The 19,236-nt window shown below is 36.5% G+C and carries 12 protein-coding genes; 1 reads left to right on the forward strand and 11 read right to left on the reverse strand.

Going from position 1 to position 19,236, the window contains the following annotated elements; all coding sequences use genetic code 11:
• Nucleotides 1–641: 641 nt before the first annotated feature.
• On the reverse strand, nt 642–5,729 hold the full coding sequence (locus OZP12_RS00965; RefSeq protein ID WP_281227178.1) for a DUF8693 domain-containing protein: 5,088 nt from the start codon (nt 5,727–5,729) through the stop codon (nt 642–644).
• 258 nt (nt 5,730–5,987) lie between these two features.
• Complete coding sequence (locus tag OZP12_RS00970; protein WP_281227179.1) at nt 5,988–9,194, reverse strand: DUF8693 domain-containing protein; 3,207 nt, start codon at nt 9,192–9,194, stop codon at nt 5,988–5,990.
• A gap of 332 nt (nt 9,195–9,526) precedes the next feature.
• Between OZP12_RS00970 and OZP12_RS00975 the strand changes: the two genes are divergently transcribed.
• Nucleotides 9,527–10,003 (forward strand): regulatory protein RecX, encoded by a 477-nt coding sequence (locus OZP12_RS00975; protein WP_281229109.1) that lies wholly within the window; start codon nt 9,527–9,529, stop codon nt 10,001–10,003.
• Between the two features lie 39 nt (nt 10,004–10,042).
• Here OZP12_RS00975 and OZP12_RS00980 read toward each other — a convergent pair whose 3' ends face one another.
• The 9 genes from OZP12_RS00980 to atpD all read right to left on the reverse strand — a co-directional run bounded on the left by OZP12_RS00980 (nt 10,043) and on the right by atpD (nt 19,216).
• Nucleotides 10,043–11,197, reverse strand: coding sequence for a beta-ketoacyl synthase N-terminal-like domain-containing protein (locus tag OZP12_RS00980; protein ID WP_281227181.1), 1,155 nt, complete (start codon nt 11,195–11,197; stop codon nt 10,043–10,045).
• 129 nt (nt 11,198–11,326) lie between these two features.
• Entirely contained in the window at nt 11,327–12,598 is a 1,272-nt protein-coding gene (bioA, locus tag OZP12_RS00985; RefSeq protein ID WP_281227182.1) for an adenosylmethionine--8-amino-7-oxononanoate transaminase, read from the reverse strand.
• A 122-nt stretch (nt 12,599–12,720) separates the two neighbouring features.
• Nucleotides 12,721–13,338, reverse strand: a complete 618-nt coding sequence (bioD, locus tag OZP12_RS00990; protein ID WP_281227183.1) for a dethiobiotin synthase — start codon at nt 13,336–13,338, stop codon at nt 12,721–12,723.
• 53 nt (nt 13,339–13,391) lie between these two features.
• On the reverse strand, nt 13,392–13,775 hold the full coding sequence (locus tag OZP12_RS00995; RefSeq protein ID WP_281227185.1) for a GxxExxY protein: 384 nt from the start codon (nt 13,773–13,775) through the stop codon (nt 13,392–13,394).
• Between the two features lie 107 nt (nt 13,776–13,882).
• Nucleotides 13,883–15,019, reverse strand: a complete 1,137-nt coding sequence (locus OZP12_RS01000; RefSeq protein WP_281227186.1) for an aminotransferase class I/II-fold pyridoxal phosphate-dependent enzyme — start codon at nt 15,017–15,019, stop codon at nt 13,883–13,885.
• A 78-nt stretch (nt 15,020–15,097) separates the two neighbouring features.
• Nucleotides 15,098–15,844, reverse strand: coding sequence for a porin family protein (locus OZP12_RS01005; protein ID WP_281227187.1), 747 nt, complete (start codon nt 15,842–15,844; stop codon nt 15,098–15,100).
• Nucleotides 15,845–15,894: 50 nt separating this feature from the next.
• Entirely contained in the window at nt 15,895–17,016 is a 1,122-nt protein-coding gene (locus OZP12_RS01010; protein ID WP_281227189.1) for a hypothetical protein, read from the reverse strand.
• 323 nt (nt 17,017–17,339) lie between these two features.
• Nucleotides 17,340–17,621 (reverse strand): F0F1 ATP synthase subunit delta/epsilon, encoded by a 282-nt coding sequence (locus OZP12_RS01015; RefSeq protein ID WP_281227190.1) that lies wholly within the window; start codon nt 17,619–17,621, stop codon nt 17,340–17,342.
• Nucleotides 17,622–17,707: 86 nt separating this feature from the next.
• Nucleotides 17,708–19,216 carry a F0F1 ATP synthase subunit beta gene (atpD, locus tag OZP12_RS01020; protein WP_281227192.1) on the reverse strand — a complete coding sequence of 503 codons (1,509 nt, stop codon included), beginning with the start codon at nt 19,214–19,216 and terminating at the stop codon, nt 17,708–17,710.
• Between the last annotated feature and the right edge of the window lie 20 nt (nt 19,217–19,236).

Genomic DNA, 19,236 nt, shown 5'->3' on the forward strand with positions numbered 1-19,236 from the left:
AATTATTTTCAAAAGCTTGTTTTAGACAATATAGTATCCTGACAGTCTTCTTCAAAAAAGACTGCAATACATTGTTAAGCATCTATTTGCGGAATTAAAAAAAGAAAAGTTTATTCATAATTACTTGGGGCTATTTAGGGCTAAAACTTCTGTTATTGTTTTATTTGTAAAAACAAAAAAAACACGTATTTCTACGTGCTAAAATTAAAACTTTAATGATTAAATTATACCTCGGCATCTTTAATCATACATAAAAATCAGTTGAAATACAGTTTTTTTATAATTTAATAAGTTTATAGCTTCAAAATAGTTTAAAATAATTTTCTTTTTATAAGAATTTTATTTATTTAAATTTCAAAAATAGAAATGATTTATCAGGAATTTGTCAATTATTAATCAACTGATCTACAATTATTAAATCAATCTATAGATGTTTATTTACAAATTTTCCTGTTCATTTTTTTTAATCATTAAAAAAATCAATCAACTCACAACCATTGACAATTTGTTCAATTATCATTTTAAGGATATTAATATCATGTCACCTTTTATCAAATAATTATAGATTCTAAAAACTTCTTAAAATAAAAAAGGCTATCCAAAATTAAGACAGCCTAATTGTAAAAATATTGTTATAAAAACTAATTCTTAAAAATAACTTCTTTAGTAACCCATTTTCCGTTTGCTAACTGAACCATAACAATCAAAAACTGGTTACTCGAATTCAAACTGTTAATCTCAAATTCATTACTTCTCACACTATTGCTCTCAAAAAGCTGTCTTCCTCTCAAATCGTAAACCATAACTGATTGCATTATCTGGTCAAAAGAACTTATTTTTACTTGACGGTTTTTAACAAAAACAACAAGCCCTTTATTTTTACTGTCATCAATTGGTTTATCAATAGTTGGGTCAACTGCTACTTGTGCGTCCACCGCCGCTGGCGAATTCACCACTACAGGAAGGTCGGCTGTTACCGATGGTTCTACAACCACTGAAGGGTTCACCACAACAGGAGAATCAACGGTTATTAATGTATCAATATCAACTGGTGGATCAACTGTTATCGGTGAATGTACAACAACAGGTTCATCAACAACTACTGAAGTGTCCACCACTTCCGAAAGATCAACCGCCACTTTAGAATCTACAACTACTGTTGGTTCAACTACCACTGGTTGTTCTACAACAGATACGTCAACTACTGGAGAGTTCACCACTACCGAAGGATCAACTGCCTCTGTAAAATCTACAACTACTTTTGGTTCAACTACCACTGGTTGTTCTACAACAGATGCCTCAACTTCTGGAGAGTTAACCACTACCGAAGGATCAACTGCCTCTGTAAAATCTACAACTACAGTTGGTTCAACTACCACTGGTTGTTCTACAACAGATGCTTCAACTTCTGGAGAGTTAACCACTACCGAAGGATCAACTGCCTCTGTAAAATCTACAACTACTTTTGGTTCAACTACCACTGGTTGTTCTACAACAGATGCTTCAACTTCTGGTAATTTAACCGCTATCGAAGGATCAACTGTCTCTGTAGAATCTACAACTACTATTGGCTCAACTACCACTGGTTGCTCTACAACAGATGCTTCAACTTCTGGCAATTTAACCACTATCGAAGAATCAACTGCTACTTTAGAGTCGACAACTACCGCAGATTCAACTGTCACTGGTTGTTCTACGATCAAAGGTGGATTATCCACCACAGGAGAAGCTACTACTGCATTTTTATCTACATAAACCAACACAAAACGATCATTAAAAGTCCCTTTAGCTGTAGTGAAAGAATAGGGACCATTCTTTAAATTATGAAGTGTCTTAGTCACATTATCCTCAATGAAAACACTTTGATTGGCTAATACCCCATCAACTTTATCAATACTTATCTTAAAAGTTCCATCTATTGTACTTCTGTACCCCAAAGGCACTTTGTCTGTTTTATCAAAAGGCAAAGCACGACCCTGTATGGTAAGTTTCTTTTCTTTGTTAACACTATAAAAATCGACGTAGGTGTTTCCGTCATAGCTGATACCATCATACAAATTATCCATCTCATTGGTAGCACCAGTAATATAGCCAACCAACATTTGCTTAAAAGCTCCATCTGAATTGCTCAAATTCAACCAAACTCTGTTCTTCTCTATCTTCCCTGTCACTTTTTTGGTTTCTGAGATTCTAAAAAACTGACTATTGGAGCCCCCCGCTAGATTACGCATTGAATTATTAAACACGAAATCCCCAGAAGCTTTACTTCTAACAAAAAAAGACTGACCTGCAGCAATTTTTCCGGTTGGAGCTCCTACTGCAATAGATGCACCTGTTCCCCCAGTTAGAGTATAAGTAGCATAATCATTCGAACTATAAACATAAAATGATCCGCTTTGAGTAATAGCTGTATTATGTGTCCAAAAATATAATGCACCATCTATAACAGATGCGTTATCATAGATAAACGAATCTGCATCCATTGCTGATGGGTAAGGATTCCCTATCAGATTGTTTTTTCCAACTCCCTGCGTGGCAATTGTGATGGAACCATTATTTGGAACACCAATAAACTGAACAGGCTGGGCATATGTAGACCCCGTCCAATTGTCGTTTCCATTAGGATAGATGGAATTGGGTTTTGGTACCCGGATAATATATCCTTTTCCAGGATCCATAGTTCCAACCCCGTAAGGATAAACCTTCCAATTGCTATTTTCGTAACTAAAATATTTGTCCCATAATGTATTGGGTGACAAATCATATAATTTTTGCCCCACTACCGGAGAAGACCAATAGGTATAATCAAAATTCTTCATTGGGGCAGTAACACGCTTATAAATAATTTTACCGGTATTCATTGCAGCATCATTCACCTGAATCAAACTCGCATTATTCTCGAAAGTTAACGTTCCTGTACCTAGAACATCCAGACCGTTTTCAAGTTTTAATATAGCATTTGCATTTGACCCTCCAGAAACTCCTATCCCAACTTTTACCCCTGAGTTAATTTGGCAAGAGCAAGCTTCTAATTGGCTTGTTATTGTTATATCTCCAGCAAAAACAGCTCTTTTGGAACTATCAGGAAAACCATTATCCCAACTGGAACCATTCCAAGTTGTTGTACCAACAACAATTAATGAAACTTTATCTGAAGCTACTGAAATACATCCAGAAGCATTTTTCACCGTCACATAATAATCACCAGCAGGTACATTATTGAACGTTCCAGAAGTATTACTATAATCAGAACCATCAATACTATAACTAAGTCCCGCTCCCGTTGGTGAAGTCACCGTAATAGTCCCTGTTGAAACAGCGCAGGTAGGCTGGGTAGATATAGCTACTGGTTTCACTGGCGAAGAATTAACAGTAATAGTAACCGTAGTAGAATTAGGACTAGTTACACAAGCATTTTCTGTTCTAGCCCTAACATGATATGTTACCCCTGAACTCAATCCATTAATTACCAAAGATGTAACAGCAGATGAAACTGACAAATTTTGATAACCCGTGAGATAAGTCCCAAAGGAAGAGTCTGTCGACACATCAAAGCGGTAGTTGGAAATTCCCGAAATTGCAGTCCACATTTGTGTAGCCGTAGTTTGATTACACGACAATGTGACATCACTCAAAATAGGGGCTGCTAGTGTAATTGGATTTACAGTTACTATAACTTCATTTGATGTGACTGCGCTTCCACAAATAGGTGTTGAAGTACATATTAAATACCATGTACCAACATCTAAGTCTGATCCTGTCGGGGTATATGTTGAACCTGTCGCAGAACTTATAGGTGTAATTGCTCCACCTGAAACTGAACGTTTACCCCATTGATGAGTTATCGTTCCTCCTCCAGTTTCTGCAACCGTTAAAAGAGAACCAGAACCTGTTGAACATATTGTTTGTGAAGCAGTTGAAGTGATTGAAACCCCAGACAAAGGAGCGATTACAGTAACTGTTGCACTTCCTGAAAGTGTATTTGAACATGCTGGAGTAGATTGGTAAACCACACTAACCAAACTATATACAAAACTCCCTGAAGCAACGGTGGATACCGGTACATTTGCTGAAGAACCCGCGGCAATATTTATCGTTTGATTCGAGCCTCCATTAATAGTGTAAGTAACTGTCACAGCCACAGTTTGAGGATTTGTAAATGTTATGTTTGGAGATGATGAACCAACACACACAGTTGCTGTTCCACCAATAGAGGCTGTTGGGATAGGGCGAACAATCAAATTTGCTCCGGCATTGCCAAAAGAAGAAGTTCTTGTACAACTGTTTCCATTAGTAATAGATATTAACGTATAGCCAGCATTTGATGTAGGGTTGTCACCAGGCGTAAAACTATAAGGCGATGCTGATGGAATTGAGACAGTGTATTGAGTTGAAGTAGCATTATTTTTATAAGTAATACTATAAGGAGTCGAAAATGTGGTATCATCGGCATCAAAAGTCAATTGTGGGCTACCTCCACTACAAATTGTAGTTGCGCTAAAACCATTACTTATATTATTAGGCAAATCTGACACAGTTATAGTTGCTGTACTACTATTGGCCGATGCACACGAACCGTTGGCTACCACGGCTCTATAATATGTTGTAGCGATTAAATTTGTAACAGTTAGTGTCGTTGTTGTATTAGCGATAGAAGTCCCAGCTGTCGCAAAATTATCCAATGAAGACTCCCAACGTGTGATTGTTCCTGCATGTCCACTCAATGTCAATGTCGTACTGTTTGTACCTGAACAAATCGCTACACTACCTGCAACAATTCCTCCCACCGAAGCCGGATTTACAGTTAAAACCCCATAATTGCCGCTTTTTGTACAAGAAGATGAAGTAATCTTAGCTCTATATTTATTACCACTCATACCTACGGTAACACTTGTAAGAATCAAACTAGCTGTTGTTTGTCCTGTCAAATCAATCCATCCAGAGCCACTATTAACCTGCCATTGATAAGTAGGTGAACTAGCTCCCGTTGTCACTGCAAATACAGCACTATTTCCCGAACAAACAGACTGACTTACTACATCATTTACTGTAAAAGAACAAGCACCCCCATATATTACAGTATTAACAAGATCAATTAAAGCTTGGCTCTCTGTTGGGGTTTGTGGAGCAACTCCTGGATTAACATTGTTATCAATTGAAGTTGGAGTTATTGTGACCGTTGCATTAGGATCAACAGCATAAATTTGACCCGATCCAGTACCACCTGTTGTATCAAATACTCCAATAATATCCCCTCCAACTACAACATTACCATTATTTTGTATTGTAGATGTTGTATTGCTTGATAAATTACCTGCAATTATTACAATTCCTTTCCAAAATTGAGTAGTTCCATTATTAGAATAGTTTCCATAAACTAATAAAGCAGCAATTGATCCGGATCCATTTTCATTTGACATGTCAAAAATCCCGCCCGAATTAACTATAAAATTGCCAGAAACCGTTAAGCTAACACCATCGTTTTGATATAAAGCCCCAGTAACACTTACTGTTTTAGCAAATGAATCGGCTGTAATTATAACCGTTTTTCCAGATGGGATTAACACATCATCATCTGATGTGGGAACTGTATTCGAAGACCAATTGGCTGCTGTATTCCAATCCTTAGTAGTAGCATTGGTAGAAGCTCCTATAAATGTAATAGTTGAACTAAATCCAACATTAACAAAAAATAAGCACAAAAAAATTGATAGTAAAGCTCTATTCATAATATTATCGATTTGGGACTGTTAATAAAAATACTTAATTGTTACTGCTAAAAAAATAATCACATAACAATCTGCAAAACACGTATTTATACGTGTCAAAAATAGAAATTAAACATTTATATACCTGATAAGTCCTACTATCAATCTAAATTATCGATAAAACAATTAAACGTAATATTTTTAATAAGCGTTAAGCCACAAAAAAAATCTCTTCCAGCTTAGCGAAAGAGATTTATGAGAATTAAAAAAAATATCAAACTATCTAAAAACTATTTCTTTAGTAATCCATTTACCATTTTTAAGTAAAACTTGTACAATTAAAAATTGCTCAATCGAAGCAAAATTAGAAATAACAAACTCACTACTGTTAATATCCTCTTTTTGATAAAGAAGGCTGGCTTTTAAATCATAAACCAACACTTTATCAATTATTTGATCAAATGAATTGACTTTTATCTGTTTATCTTTTACAAAAACAAGCACCGAATTATCTACACTATCAGAAACAATTTTACTGGCGATTTTTGATGTATTATTAGCAATAAAACGTAATATAAAACGATTATTAAAAACTCCAGTGGCCGTAGAGAAAGTATAAGGTCCATTTTTAAGATTGGCAATAGCACCAGTAACTTTGTCCTCAATAAATACATTTTGATCAGCCAAAATACCATCAGTTTTTCCAATACTGATGGTGAGAGAACCTTGAATTGTTGTTCTATAACCTAATGGAACTTGATCAGCTTCTGAAAAAGGTAAAGTACGGCCTTGAATAGCAAGATTACTACCACTGTTTATACTATAGAAATCAATATATGAATTGCCATCCAAACTAATAGCATCATATAATTTATCTATTTCATTAGTAGCTCCTGTAATATATCCTACCAACAATTGTTTGAAGACTCCACCTGAATTGGCTAAGTTTAGCCAAATCCTATTTTCCTCAATTGCTGCCATTTTCTTGGTTTGGGACATCCTAAAAAACTGACTGTTTGATCCAGAAGTCAAAACATCAGCCGTATTACGCATACTATTATTAAACACAAAGTTACTGGCACTATTACTAACTACAAAAAAGGATTGTCCAGCGGCGATTTTACCATTAGGAATTGCCCCTCCCGTTGTTGCCGCCACCCCTCCGGTTAAATTGTAAGATGCATAATCATTTGAATCATAAACATAAAAAGAACCGCTTTGCGTAATTGCTGTATTATGTGTCCAAAAATATAATGCACCACCAATAAGACTTGCATTTTCAGTAATAAACAAATCTGCATCCATCCCAGATGGGTAAGGATTCCCTATCAGATTGTTTTTTCCAACTCCCTGCGTGGCAATTGTGATGGAACCATTATTTGGAACACCAATAAACTGAACAGGCTGGGCATATGTGGCCCCCGTCCAATTGTCATTTCCATTTGGATAAATTGAATTAGGTTTTGGTACCCTGATAATATACCCTTTTCCAGGATCCATAGTTCCAACACCGTATGGATAAACTTGCCAACTACCATTTTCGTAACTAAAATATTTATCCCATAACGTATTGGGTGACAAATCATATAATTTTTGCCCTACCACCGGAGAAGACCAATAAGTATAATCGAAATTCTTCATTGGAGCCGAAATACGTTTATAAATGATTTTACCCGTATTCACTGCCGCGTCATTTACCTGAATAAGACTTGCATTATTCTCGAAAGTTAAAGTCCCTGTACCTAGCACATTCAATCCATTTTCAAGTTTTAGAACTGCATTTGCATTTGTTCCCCCAGGAACTCCAAAAACTACATTAACGCCGGAATTAATTTGACAGGAACAGGCATTTACTTGACTTGTTATTGTTGCATTTCCGGCAAAGACCGCCCTTTTATTGTCAGGCGCACCATTATCCCAAGTCACGCCATCAGTTGTTTTGGTAATAGGTAACGAAATAGTTATAACAGGAGAGTTGGGACTAATTCCACAAGTACTGCTTACAGATCTTGCCCTAACATAATATGTTATAGCGGAATCCAATCCGCTTACATCTAAAGAAGTAGCAGCCCCATCAACTAACAAGTTTTGATAACCACTCAAATAAGAGCCAAATGAAGAATCCGTAGATACATCAAATCGATAACTGGATATGTTTGAAATTGCTGTCCAAATTTGCGTAGCCGTAGTTTGATTGCATAGTAAAGTAATATTATTCAACGTAGGGGCCACAGGTTGGGGATTTACAGTCATTGTAACAAAATTTGAAGTAGCAGGACTACCTGTTAAACAAGGACTTGCATTAGATGTCAACATACAAGATACCACATCACCATTGGCTAAACCAGCATTGGTATAGGTCGTTGAATTAGTTCCTACATTTGACCCATTCAATTTCCATTGATACGACGGATTTGTACCGCCATTGGTTGACGTAGCCGTAAAAGTCACCGAAGTTCCAGAACAAATTGCTCCAGCAGGTGATGCCCCGATACTTACACTAGCAGGCAAATTTGGATTGACTGTCACTACAACAGCTGACGATGATGCACTCTGACACCCGTTGGAATCTACCTGTTTTACCGTGTAACTACCCGATGTTGTTGCACTTATACTTTGCGTAGTCTCATTACTCGGAGACCAAAAATAGCCAGTTCCTGTACTCGATGATAAAACAACACTTCCTCCTGCGCAGAAAGTAGTAGGACCACCTATTGAGATTGTTGGAGTAGCAGGCAACGAATTAACAACGACGGAAATTTCAGCAATCATTGGATTTGTTATACCCGAATTTTTAATTTTAACCTGATATGTACCAGTTGTTGTTGCAGTTGCAGTAAAACTATACGTTGGACTGGGAGAGAAAGGAGTCGCTGTTAGACCAGGTCCTGAAAAAGAATAAGTGAAAGTTCCTGAAGATGTTGGAGGCGGAGTTGCAGTAAGAATAATTTGACTTCCAACACAAACAGGACTATTCGAAGCCAAACTACCAGTTCCGCCATAATTCAACAAATCACTAAAACTTGTATCAGCACCTGAACCCCCATTACAACTTGCTAGTAAATTTGTTCCTATATAAATCCGTTCAGATGCGTTACATGATCCTCCTATCAAGCTAGAACCTGATTCAAAAGTTATTGATGAGCCTTCGGCTAAATACAAACGGTTATTCCCAGGCGAAAAATCAAAAGAACCTTTATTTTTTACTGTAACCTGAATCGCTCCCAAACAGGTAAGATCCAATGCTGCATCCATATAAATATTGGTAATTGAAGATCCGTTTCCAACCGTTAAAGTCCCATTGCATGAACTAAGTGGTGAAGTCCCACAGGTTAATGTACTAGCATTTATATTTCCTGCTGGACTAGCAACAATAGAACATTGGGCAATTATACTTTGATTAAACCCAACAATAAACAATCCAATTAAAAGGATAATTGAATAAAATTTTTGCGAAACAAAATTTTGGGGTAATTTTCTTTTCATGACTAATCGTTTTTATATTCAACAAATCATCTTAAATCACATTTTAAACCAAATAAAAAACCTGAAGTACAGTTAGTTATACTTATAAATTTAAGAAACATAAATTACTTTGATTTGCAAATACCTTTCTTTTCGATCAAACACTATTTTACTCGCCTAATAACACTAAATGAAAAAAATCGAACAAGAGTTTATTGCTTTTTGAATAAACAGCCGTATCAAATTTGTAATAAAATATCTATTTATTAATTGTGCAACATCTTTTAAAAATAATACCCCTGATGCAAGCAAAAAAAGTTATTTTTGAATCAAAGAAGCAACACTATAAACACATGAAAGAAATCTATTCCCTCAAAGAAGCCATCCAAAAAATTGAGCATTATTGTGCCTATCAGGAACGTTGTCATGAGGAAGTGGTATCCAAACTATGGGATATGAAGTTGAATCAAAATGAAATAGATGAAGTGATCGTGCATCTTATCGAGCATAATTTTCTCAACGAAGCACGATTCGCCTGTAGCTTTGCCCGTGGAAAACATCGCATCAAACATTGGGGTAAAATCAGAATCACCAACGAATTGAAAATGCGAAAAATAAATCAAACCCTGATTAACCTCGCCCTAAAAGAAATTGATCCGGAGGAATATATCATCACATTTGAGGAATTGGCCGAAAAAAATTGGAATTCCATCATTGAAAATAATACGCTCAAAAAAAGGAAGAAATTCTGCGACTATATGTTACGTCGCGGGTTTGAAAGTAACTTGATTTACGATAAAGTAAAGGAGCTAGAAGGCAACGATCAGTAAGCCGTTTAAGTGTTCAGTTTTTAGGTAATACGTGGAAGATCATAAACTCAAAAGCACACTCACCGCATTGCCCCCAAAACCTACAGCATTCACCAAAACTTTTTTTATAGGCTTCGTCTGTTTTTGCGCTTCCGCAAAAGGGACTCCGATGAACTGATTGTGTTGCATCATCAAAATAGCCATTTCCATACTCAAAATCCCCGAAGCACCAAAAGTGTGTCCGATTTTCCATTTATTGGTTGTCAAAAGGGGAAGATTTTTTCCGAAGATTTTTTCGATTGCTTTATACTCTGTCAAATCTCCTTTTATGGTTCCGGGAGCATGCATTACAATGGCATTCACTTCAGAAATATCGATGTTTTTCAAAGCCATTTTCATCGATTTCTGAAAACAAACTGCTTCGGCCGATATCGAAATGTTGTGTTCCAAAATTTCAGTCGCATAACCAATGCCTTCAATAAAAGCAATGGCATTTTCTTTTTTACCGATTTCGAGACAGCACGCTCCTGCACCTTCTCCCAAAATCATGGTATTTTGTTTTTTGTCCAAATCAAAAGCTCTATTTGAATATTTTTCCTCGCTTTTGGAATAAATTTTCAAGGATCGCATCTGACCAATGGTAAAATCAGTCAAGGGAGCTTCACTCCCTCCGACCAAAAATTTATCGGCCATTCCGGCTTTTAACCAAGCCACACCATTTAATACCGCATGCAAAGCCGTAGAACAGGTGATGGAATGCGAAATCTCGGGGCCTGTACTTTGTAAATCATGAGCCACCCAAGAGGAAATATTTCCCAAAGTTGTTGTTGGCGAAGCCAAAGTCTGTGCTTTTCCGGTTTCCAAATACTCCTGAAAATGTTTCTCAAACAAATCAGTTGCCCCTCGGGAAGAACCAATATTGATACCAAATTCTGTTTCTTCTTTCCAACCTGCTTTTTCAATTGCTTTGCGGGAAGCCACCATCGCAAACAATACAGACTGATCCAAAGATTTGTATTTTATATCCGATTCTTTCAGTGTTTGAACTTCAGCCAAAGAATCATCATCAAGGGCAGCTACAGCCGTGTTTTGATGATCCAAAAATTGTGTTGAAAAACAAGGATTTTCCGAAAGATAATTTTGCCAAATCGTTTCGGATGAATTTCCTAAAGACGAAATAGATGCTATGGCTGTTATGGAGATAGTTTGTGACAAACCTTTTTATTTTATTTCACGAAAATTCATAAAGTAATTTCACAGAGATTCGCAAAGATTTTGAAAAAATATCTTAGCGTTTCTTTGTGTTTACTTTTTGAATCTTTGCATAATTATTTCGATGCAAATTTAAACTATTTCCAATGCCTTTTCCACCACTTCATACACTTTTTGCAATTGTGCATCGCTAATGACATAAGGTGGCAAAATATACACAATATTCCCCACAGGTCTGAGAATTATGCCGTTTTCAATAAAAAAATCATAAAGTCTATTACGTAATGTTCCGTAATAACTCGCCGAACTTTCTGTTTTTATTTCCAATGCAAAAATAACGCCCAGCACTCTTGTCGTTGTAACCATTGGATGGTTTTCTAGCTTTCTTTTGAATTCCAGATGACTTTTATTGATTAGGACTAAATTTTGCTGCATTTCCTTTGTTTCCAACAAATCCAAACTAGCCAATGCAGCAGCACAACCCGTAGGATTTGCCGTAAATGTATGACCATGGAATAACGCTTTATTGATATCCTCGTCATAAAAAGCGTCAAAAAGATCTTGAGTGAAAGTCGTAATCGCCATCGGAATGGTTCCGCCCGTCAAAGCTTTGGACAAACACATCATGTCCGGTTGTTGTGTCAAATAATCACAAGCAAACGTTTTTCCGGTTTTACCGAAACCTGTCATCACCTCGTCGGCAATGGTAAGCACATTATTCTCCCGACAAATTTGAATCAACTCGTCCAATGCTTCAGACTCATACATCACCATTCCTGCAGCACCCTGAACCAATGGCTCAAAGATAAATCCAGCGCAATTATGGTTTTGGATAACATTTCGCAAAGCATCAAAACTTTCCTGTTCCTGACCTTTCACCGGAACCGGAATCCGAACCACATCAATAAACATTCCTTGAAAAGCCTGTGTGTAAAACGAAATTCCACTTGCGGCCATTGCGGCAAAAGTATCGCCATGAAAGGCATTTTCAAAAGCTATAATTGTTGTTCTCTTTTCGCCTTTATTGTAAAAATACTGCAAAGCCACTTTAATTGCCACTTCAACCGAGGTCGAACCGTTATCCGAAAAGAAAATTTTCTTTTGATTGTTTGGCAAAATAGCCAAAAGCCTTTCTGCCAAAATAACGGCGGGTTCATGGGTAAATCCTCCAAACAAAACGTGTTCCAAAGTGGTCAACTGCCTGTAAATCGCATCGGCAATAAACCTGTTGGAATGTCCGAACGGGTTGACCCACCAAGAAGCAATTGCGTCAACATATACTTTGCTGTTTTCGTCCCATAACAAAGCACCTTCACCTTTAGTAATTGCGATAGGAAGTGCCGCTGTCTTGTGCTGGGTATAAGGATGCCAAAGATGTTGGCTGTCTCTTTCTATTAAACTCATTAGATTTAGAAAATTGAATATAGAGAATAGAAAAAACACTAAACCCTACAGTTTTCTGCAAAGATAAAAAGTCTATTCTCTATATTCTATTTTCTATACTCTTTATTCTTGGCTCTATTTTCTTATAATTTCAAAAGTTCCTCCCGAAACCTATCAGCATACTCCTTAATTACATTTTGATCAAAATAAGGCTCCTGCTCGATTCGACCGATACATTTAAGACCCGTTTTACTCAAAATAATAGATTCCGTAGATTGATTTTCATCACCCGAAAAAATAATTCCTCCAATCGCTATTTTACGATTAAGCAATGATTCCACTGTTAGCAGAGTATGATTGATGCTTCCCAGATAATGTCTTGAAACCACTATCACTTTATAATCAGACTGAATCAAATCAATAACACATTCAGCATCGTTCAACGGAACAAAAACACCTCCAGCACCTTCTATAACCAAATGGTTATCAGTTTTTGGTTCTTTTATCTGATCCAAATCGATTATAATACCGTCCAATTCAGCGGCAAGATGAGGGCTTGCAGGTGTGTTTAATGCATACGCATTTGCATGGAATTTTGATTTGATATTAGAAACATAAGCTTTGACCTTATGACTATCAGAATTGTCCAAATCGCCTGCTTGAATTGGTTTCCAATAATCAGCTTCGAGAGCTTCGACAATAATAGCTGAGGCAACAGTCTTGCCTACATCTGTAGATATTCCTGTGATGAATAGTTTCATGTTTTTTTAGCCACGGATAATACGGATTGAGCGGATTATCACTGATTTTAATTTTACTTTTTATCGTTTGTATATACTATACGTTTGAATTCGGGTTCTTCTCCAAAATTCAATACTAAACCTATTTCTATTTTAGTAGCTTTCAGATAATTCATTGTTTGAGCCACATGAGCATTCATTAGTAATTCACAAGCTTTCAACTCAACTATTACTTTATCTTCAATCAATAAATCTGCAAAATATTCGCCAACTAATTGGTTCTTAAAATAAACTTTGATTTGTTTTTGCGCTTCAACTTTAAGTCCCTTTGATTTCAACTCAAAATACATCGCATTTTGATACACTTTTTCAAGAAATCCATATCCCAATTGATTGTAAACAGCATAATATGCTTTTAATATTGAATCGGAAATTTCTTTATAAAGTATATCTTTCATAAAAAATTTGCTTTATCATTTAAAATTAAGTCATTTGCACCCTGACTTTTACTAAGTAAATTTAAAAACAATCGGCGTTAATCCGTTTAATCCGTGTCATCCGCGGGCTATTTCACAAAGTTACTTAACAGCGTCAATATTTGCGTTATTTCTTCTTTGCTATTGTAATTATGCAGGCAAAAACGCAAACGTTCCTGTCCGGAAGGAACTGTAGGCGAAAGTATCGCTTTGACATCAAAGCCATTTTCCTGAAGAGAATTGGCAATAGCTTTCACTTTCTCATTTCCGGGAATAATAACACTTTGGATAGCCGATTTGCTTCGGATAAAAATCGGACTCAAATACAGCATTTTTTTCACTTGATTAAAAAAGACAATATTGTTCCGAAGTGACTCAACTGCATTTTTATCTTTTTCCAAATGATGGTAACCCATTAAAATAGTGGCTACCGAATGAGGAGAAAGTCCCGTAGTGTAAATAAAACTTCGGGCAAAATTAACGAGGTACGATTTCAATTCTTCTGAACCCAAAACCACTGCTCCATGACAACCCAAACCTTTGCCAAAAGTCACTACCCGGGCAAATATTTTGTCCTGCAAATGTAGATATTGAATCAATCCTTCTCCTTTGTCGCCAAAAACGCCTAGAGCATGGGCTTCGTCAACGACCAAATAACAGTTGTATTTCTCCGATACGGTAACCAATTCCTCCATGTTCGGACAATCACCATCCATTGAAAAAACCGATTCGGTCGCAATGTATATTAAAACATCAGGATTACGCTGAATCAACAATTCCAAATCCTCAAAATCATTGTGCTTGAATTTATAGGACTTGGCATTCGATAATTGGATTCCGTCGCGAATAGAGGCATGGCACAATTCGTCATACAGAATCAAATCTCCTTTTTGAGGTACTGCACTAAAAAAACCGACATTGGCATCGTAACCCGAATTAAACAGCAAAGCCGACTCTGATTGATGAAATTCTGCAATGTAATCTTCCGTTTGTGAATATAAGGCATGATTACCGGAAATCAATCGAGAACCAGTCGCACCATTGTTTTTTATATTATTATCCAATAAAAACTGATGAGTTGCATCGAAAATCACTTCTGATTTGGAAAAACCAATATAATCATTCGAAGCAAAATCAATTAAATCATTAGGTTTTGGAAGTGACCTTAGCGACTTGTTTTGCTTTCGGGTTTCGAGTTTATCGGCAAGTTTTTTGGGAAAATTCATAAAACAAAGTTATGAAAACCAATCGTAATTTTATTAGAAGACCTAACAGGTTTTGAAAACCCGTTAGGTCCGTTTAATTTATTGACCAAGCCCTTCCTCTGCTTTTTTCTTTTTCTCCGCTGCCTTTTTAGCCGCTTTTCCTTTACCTATTGGCAAGCCCGCCGTTACATAAAGAGAGCGGTTGTATTGAGTAGGGCTATTATCCCCTTTTAAAAGTGGTACCAATCCGTAATAGTATTGCAGGCCTAGATTCATACCGTATTTACCGGTTTTTAAACGATAACCAAGACCAAGGGCCAAACCGGCATCGACAACATGAATTTTGTCCCGTATGTTGTTTTTATACTCTAGATCATCGCCATAATAATTCTGATGGAACATATCATTCGCAGTGGACAACAATCCCAATTGAGTACCAACTTTGATATAAATGTTGTTATCAAATTTGTATTTGATCATCAAAGGGACATTAAAATAGTTGATAGTTCTTTTAACAGATCCTTCGGCAAATACGGCATCCAATTTTTCATCATTCAACGAATAAATAGCTACGTTATCAGCTCCCATTGTCGATTTTACGATTACTCCCGTGTTGAACATCCAGGAAGGGTTCTTTAAATTAAAATCGAAATAAAAACCCAAATTAAAATCGGTTCTATGATCCGAATCGAGATTCGATATAGTCGAAAAATTGGCTCCGCCTTCTAAACCAAATTCAATATTCGGGGAATTTAATTTGTCGCCAAAAATCAGGGACATTAAAACCTGAGAATGAGATTTTTGAAAACCAAAACATAATACAAGTAAGAATAGAATCTTTTTCATCGGATATAATTATGAGTTTTGGCAAATCTTAAATTTGTATTATAGTTCAATTACAATCCAAAACGGTACTGAAGACTCGTCAAAAACTGGGTACGACTTCCAAGAAAACCAACTTCACCACGTAACATTATATGACGATTATATTGATACTGTGTCCCTATTATAAAATTCCAAGCATCTTTAGGCGCTTTTTCTAATGAGTATTGCACCGTAGATGATTCAGCTGTACTCAATGCACCATCAATGCCATTCAAAAGATTTCCAGCTGTATCAAGTGCTTTATTAGCTGTTTCATATTTAGCTTTGTTGGAAGGTTTTGCTTGTTCGGCATTAGATAATCCATTCCACCAGGCATCTACCTGGGTTTGTTTTCCATTAACATTAGTGATTGCATTATCCACTTTCGCCTGAGCATCATCTAAATTTAAAACATCATTTAAAGCTAATGAACCAGCCGTACCACTTTTTAAATGCACCCTAAAAGCACCAGTCCAAAAGGCAATATTACTCTCGGGTCTATTGAATTTAAATGTTTTTCCTAATCTTGGCCCAAAGATAAAAGCCATTGCTGGTTTTTCAAGCGCACTGATATCAGTCCAGGAAACGTTCATATCAAGTGCAAGCCATCCACCTCCAACACCAATGGTAGGTGTAAGGCCAAGTCCAAAAGTGGTTGCGTCAAAATTAGCTTTAGTGCCAAAACTATATACCTGCGACCAATTATTATTGGCATCAGGAACCCATACTCCGGCATTGATATTAGTAGCAGTTTTAGCTTTTCCTAAAATACCGTATACATTTAAAAATGGAAACAACCAAATATCAGGTCGAACATTCACTGACTCAGCAGTTACATAAGAATCTGTAAAACGTACTATTTGATCCAAATTGTATTTTGGCCCATTATTAAATCCAACTTCAAGATTCTGAATTACAATATCCGATTTTTGCCAAAAGTAATTCAACGAAAGTCCCGCCGAATAAGGCAATTGAAACCCCTTTTGTGTTGCTTTTTCTCCCCATATCGGCAGCACATAAGGATATTCCACCACCTTAAGGCTATCCAACAATGCTGAATTCTTTTTCCCAACCACTTTATTGGTATAAACCTGGGAAAAACACACTCCATTAACTAACAAAAAAAGAGCTATTAAAATTTTACTATTTTTCATAACAATCTACTTTATAGTTTGGTTTACATGTAATTACAGAGTAAAGTTAAAAAAATTAATAAGGTAATTTCTTTACAACACCATTTATTTTAAAGAAAATCGGCAACAAAAAAGAAAGAATATTTTAGGAGCGAAACAATTGGCCTTTTCAGCAAACTTAGTTCCTGCTTTCGCCTTTATCTCTACGCTTCGCTACGAGGATATCGGCTTAATCAGGGCTAAAGAGGAGGCAAAGTTCATTTTTGAAAACAATTCTATTTCGTTTAAGCGCAAAAAAAATGCCCGACATATGTCAGGCATTTAATTTTTAAAATTCAATTGTCTTAGTCAGCTAAAACAATCACTTTATTATCTTTTAACTCAAGCGTACCGGAGTTAATCTCTAAAGTATAATTTTGATCGTTTATTTTGGTAAACAAACTTGAAGTTTCTTCGTTCAAATCAAATTTTGGAGCAGTAATGTCAACTGTTCCTTTTTGCAACAATGAAACTATTGGCGCGTGGTTATTCAACATTTGAAAACGACCATCTACTCCCGGAACAGAAATAGAAGTGATTTCTCCTGAAAATAATTTCGCTTCTGGTGATACAATTTCTAAAATCATAATTTTTAAAGTTAGAAGTTAGAGGTTAAAAGTTAGAAGTTAAAGTTTAGAACTGATAACTGATAACTGATAACTGCCAACTGATTTTAAGCTTCTGCCAACATTTTCTCTCCAGCTTCGATAGCTTCTTCGATAGTACCTTTAAGGTTGAAAGCTGATTCTGGCAAGTGATCCAATTCACCATCAATGATCATGTTAAATCCTTTGATAGTATCTTTGATATCAACCAATACACCTTTTAATCCTGTAAATTGCTCAGCAACGTGGAAAGGTTGAGACAAGAAACGTTGAACACGTCTAGCTCTGGCAACTGCTAATTTATCATCTTCTGATAACTCCTCCATACCAAGGATTGCGATGATATCTTGCAATTGTTTGTATTTTTGAAGAATCTCTTTAACTCTTTGTGCACAGTCATAGTGCTCGTTTCCGATAATGTGAGGAGCTAAGATTCTTGAAGTAGAATCCAATGGATCCACCGCAGGATAGATACCTAACTCAGCAATTTTACGAGACAATACTGTAGTAGCATCAAGGTGAGCAAACGTTGTTGCTGGCGCAGGGTCAGTTAAGTCATCCGCAGGTACGTAAACCGCTTGTACAGATGTAATAGATCCTTTGTTTGTAGATGTAATACGCTCTTGCATTGCCCCCATCTCTGTAGCAAGAGTTGGCTGGTAACCTACTGCAGATGGCATACGACCTAAAAGAGCCGATACCTCAGAACCTGCTTGTGTAAAACGGAAGATATTATCAACGAAGAACAATACGTCTTTTCCTTGGTCAGAACCAGCTCCATCACGGAAGTACTCAGCGATAGATAATCCAGAAAGTGCCACACGTGCACGAGCTCCTGGTGGCTCATTCATTTGTCCGAAAACGAAAGTAGCTTTAGACTCTCTGATTCCTTTCAAATCTACTTTAGACAAATCCCATCCTCCATTTTCCATAGAGTGCATGAAATCGTCACCATATTTAATAATTCCTGACTCCAACATCTCACGAAGTAAGTCATTCCCTTCACGAGTTCTTTCTCCTACTCCAGCGAATACAGAAAGTCCACCGTGACCTTTTGCAATATTGTTAATCAACTCCTGAATCAATACTGTTTTACCAACTCCAGCACCACCAAACAATCCAATTTTACCTCCTTTTGCATAAGGCTCAATCAAATCGATTACTTTAATACCAGTAAATAAAACTTCAGAAGATGTAGATAAATCTTCAAATCTTGGTGCTTGTTTGTGGATTGGAGTTCCGTTTTCACCTGTTTTAGGCAATTCTGGCAAACCATCAATCGCATCACCGATTACGTTAAACAAACGACCGAAAACGTCCGCTCCGATTGGCATTTGGATAGGGTTTCCTGTTCCAACTACTTCATAACCTCTACTCAAACCATCTGTTGAGTCCATCGAAATGGTACGAACTGTATTTTCACCAATGTGAGATTGTACTTCAAGAACCAATATAGTTCCGTCTTTTTTTGTGATTTCTAACGAATCATAAATTTTTGGAAGTTCAACTTCTCCGTTGAAAACTACGTCAACTACTGGTCCAATGATTTGGGCAACTTTTCCTATTACTTTTGACATTGCTTATGTATTTATTAAAT

The sequence above is a fragment of the Flavobacterium aquiphilum genome, assembly GCF_027111335.1.
In the GTDB taxonomy this organism is placed as follows: domain Bacteria; phylum Bacteroidota; class Bacteroidia; order Flavobacteriales; family Flavobacteriaceae; genus Flavobacterium; species Flavobacterium aquiphilum.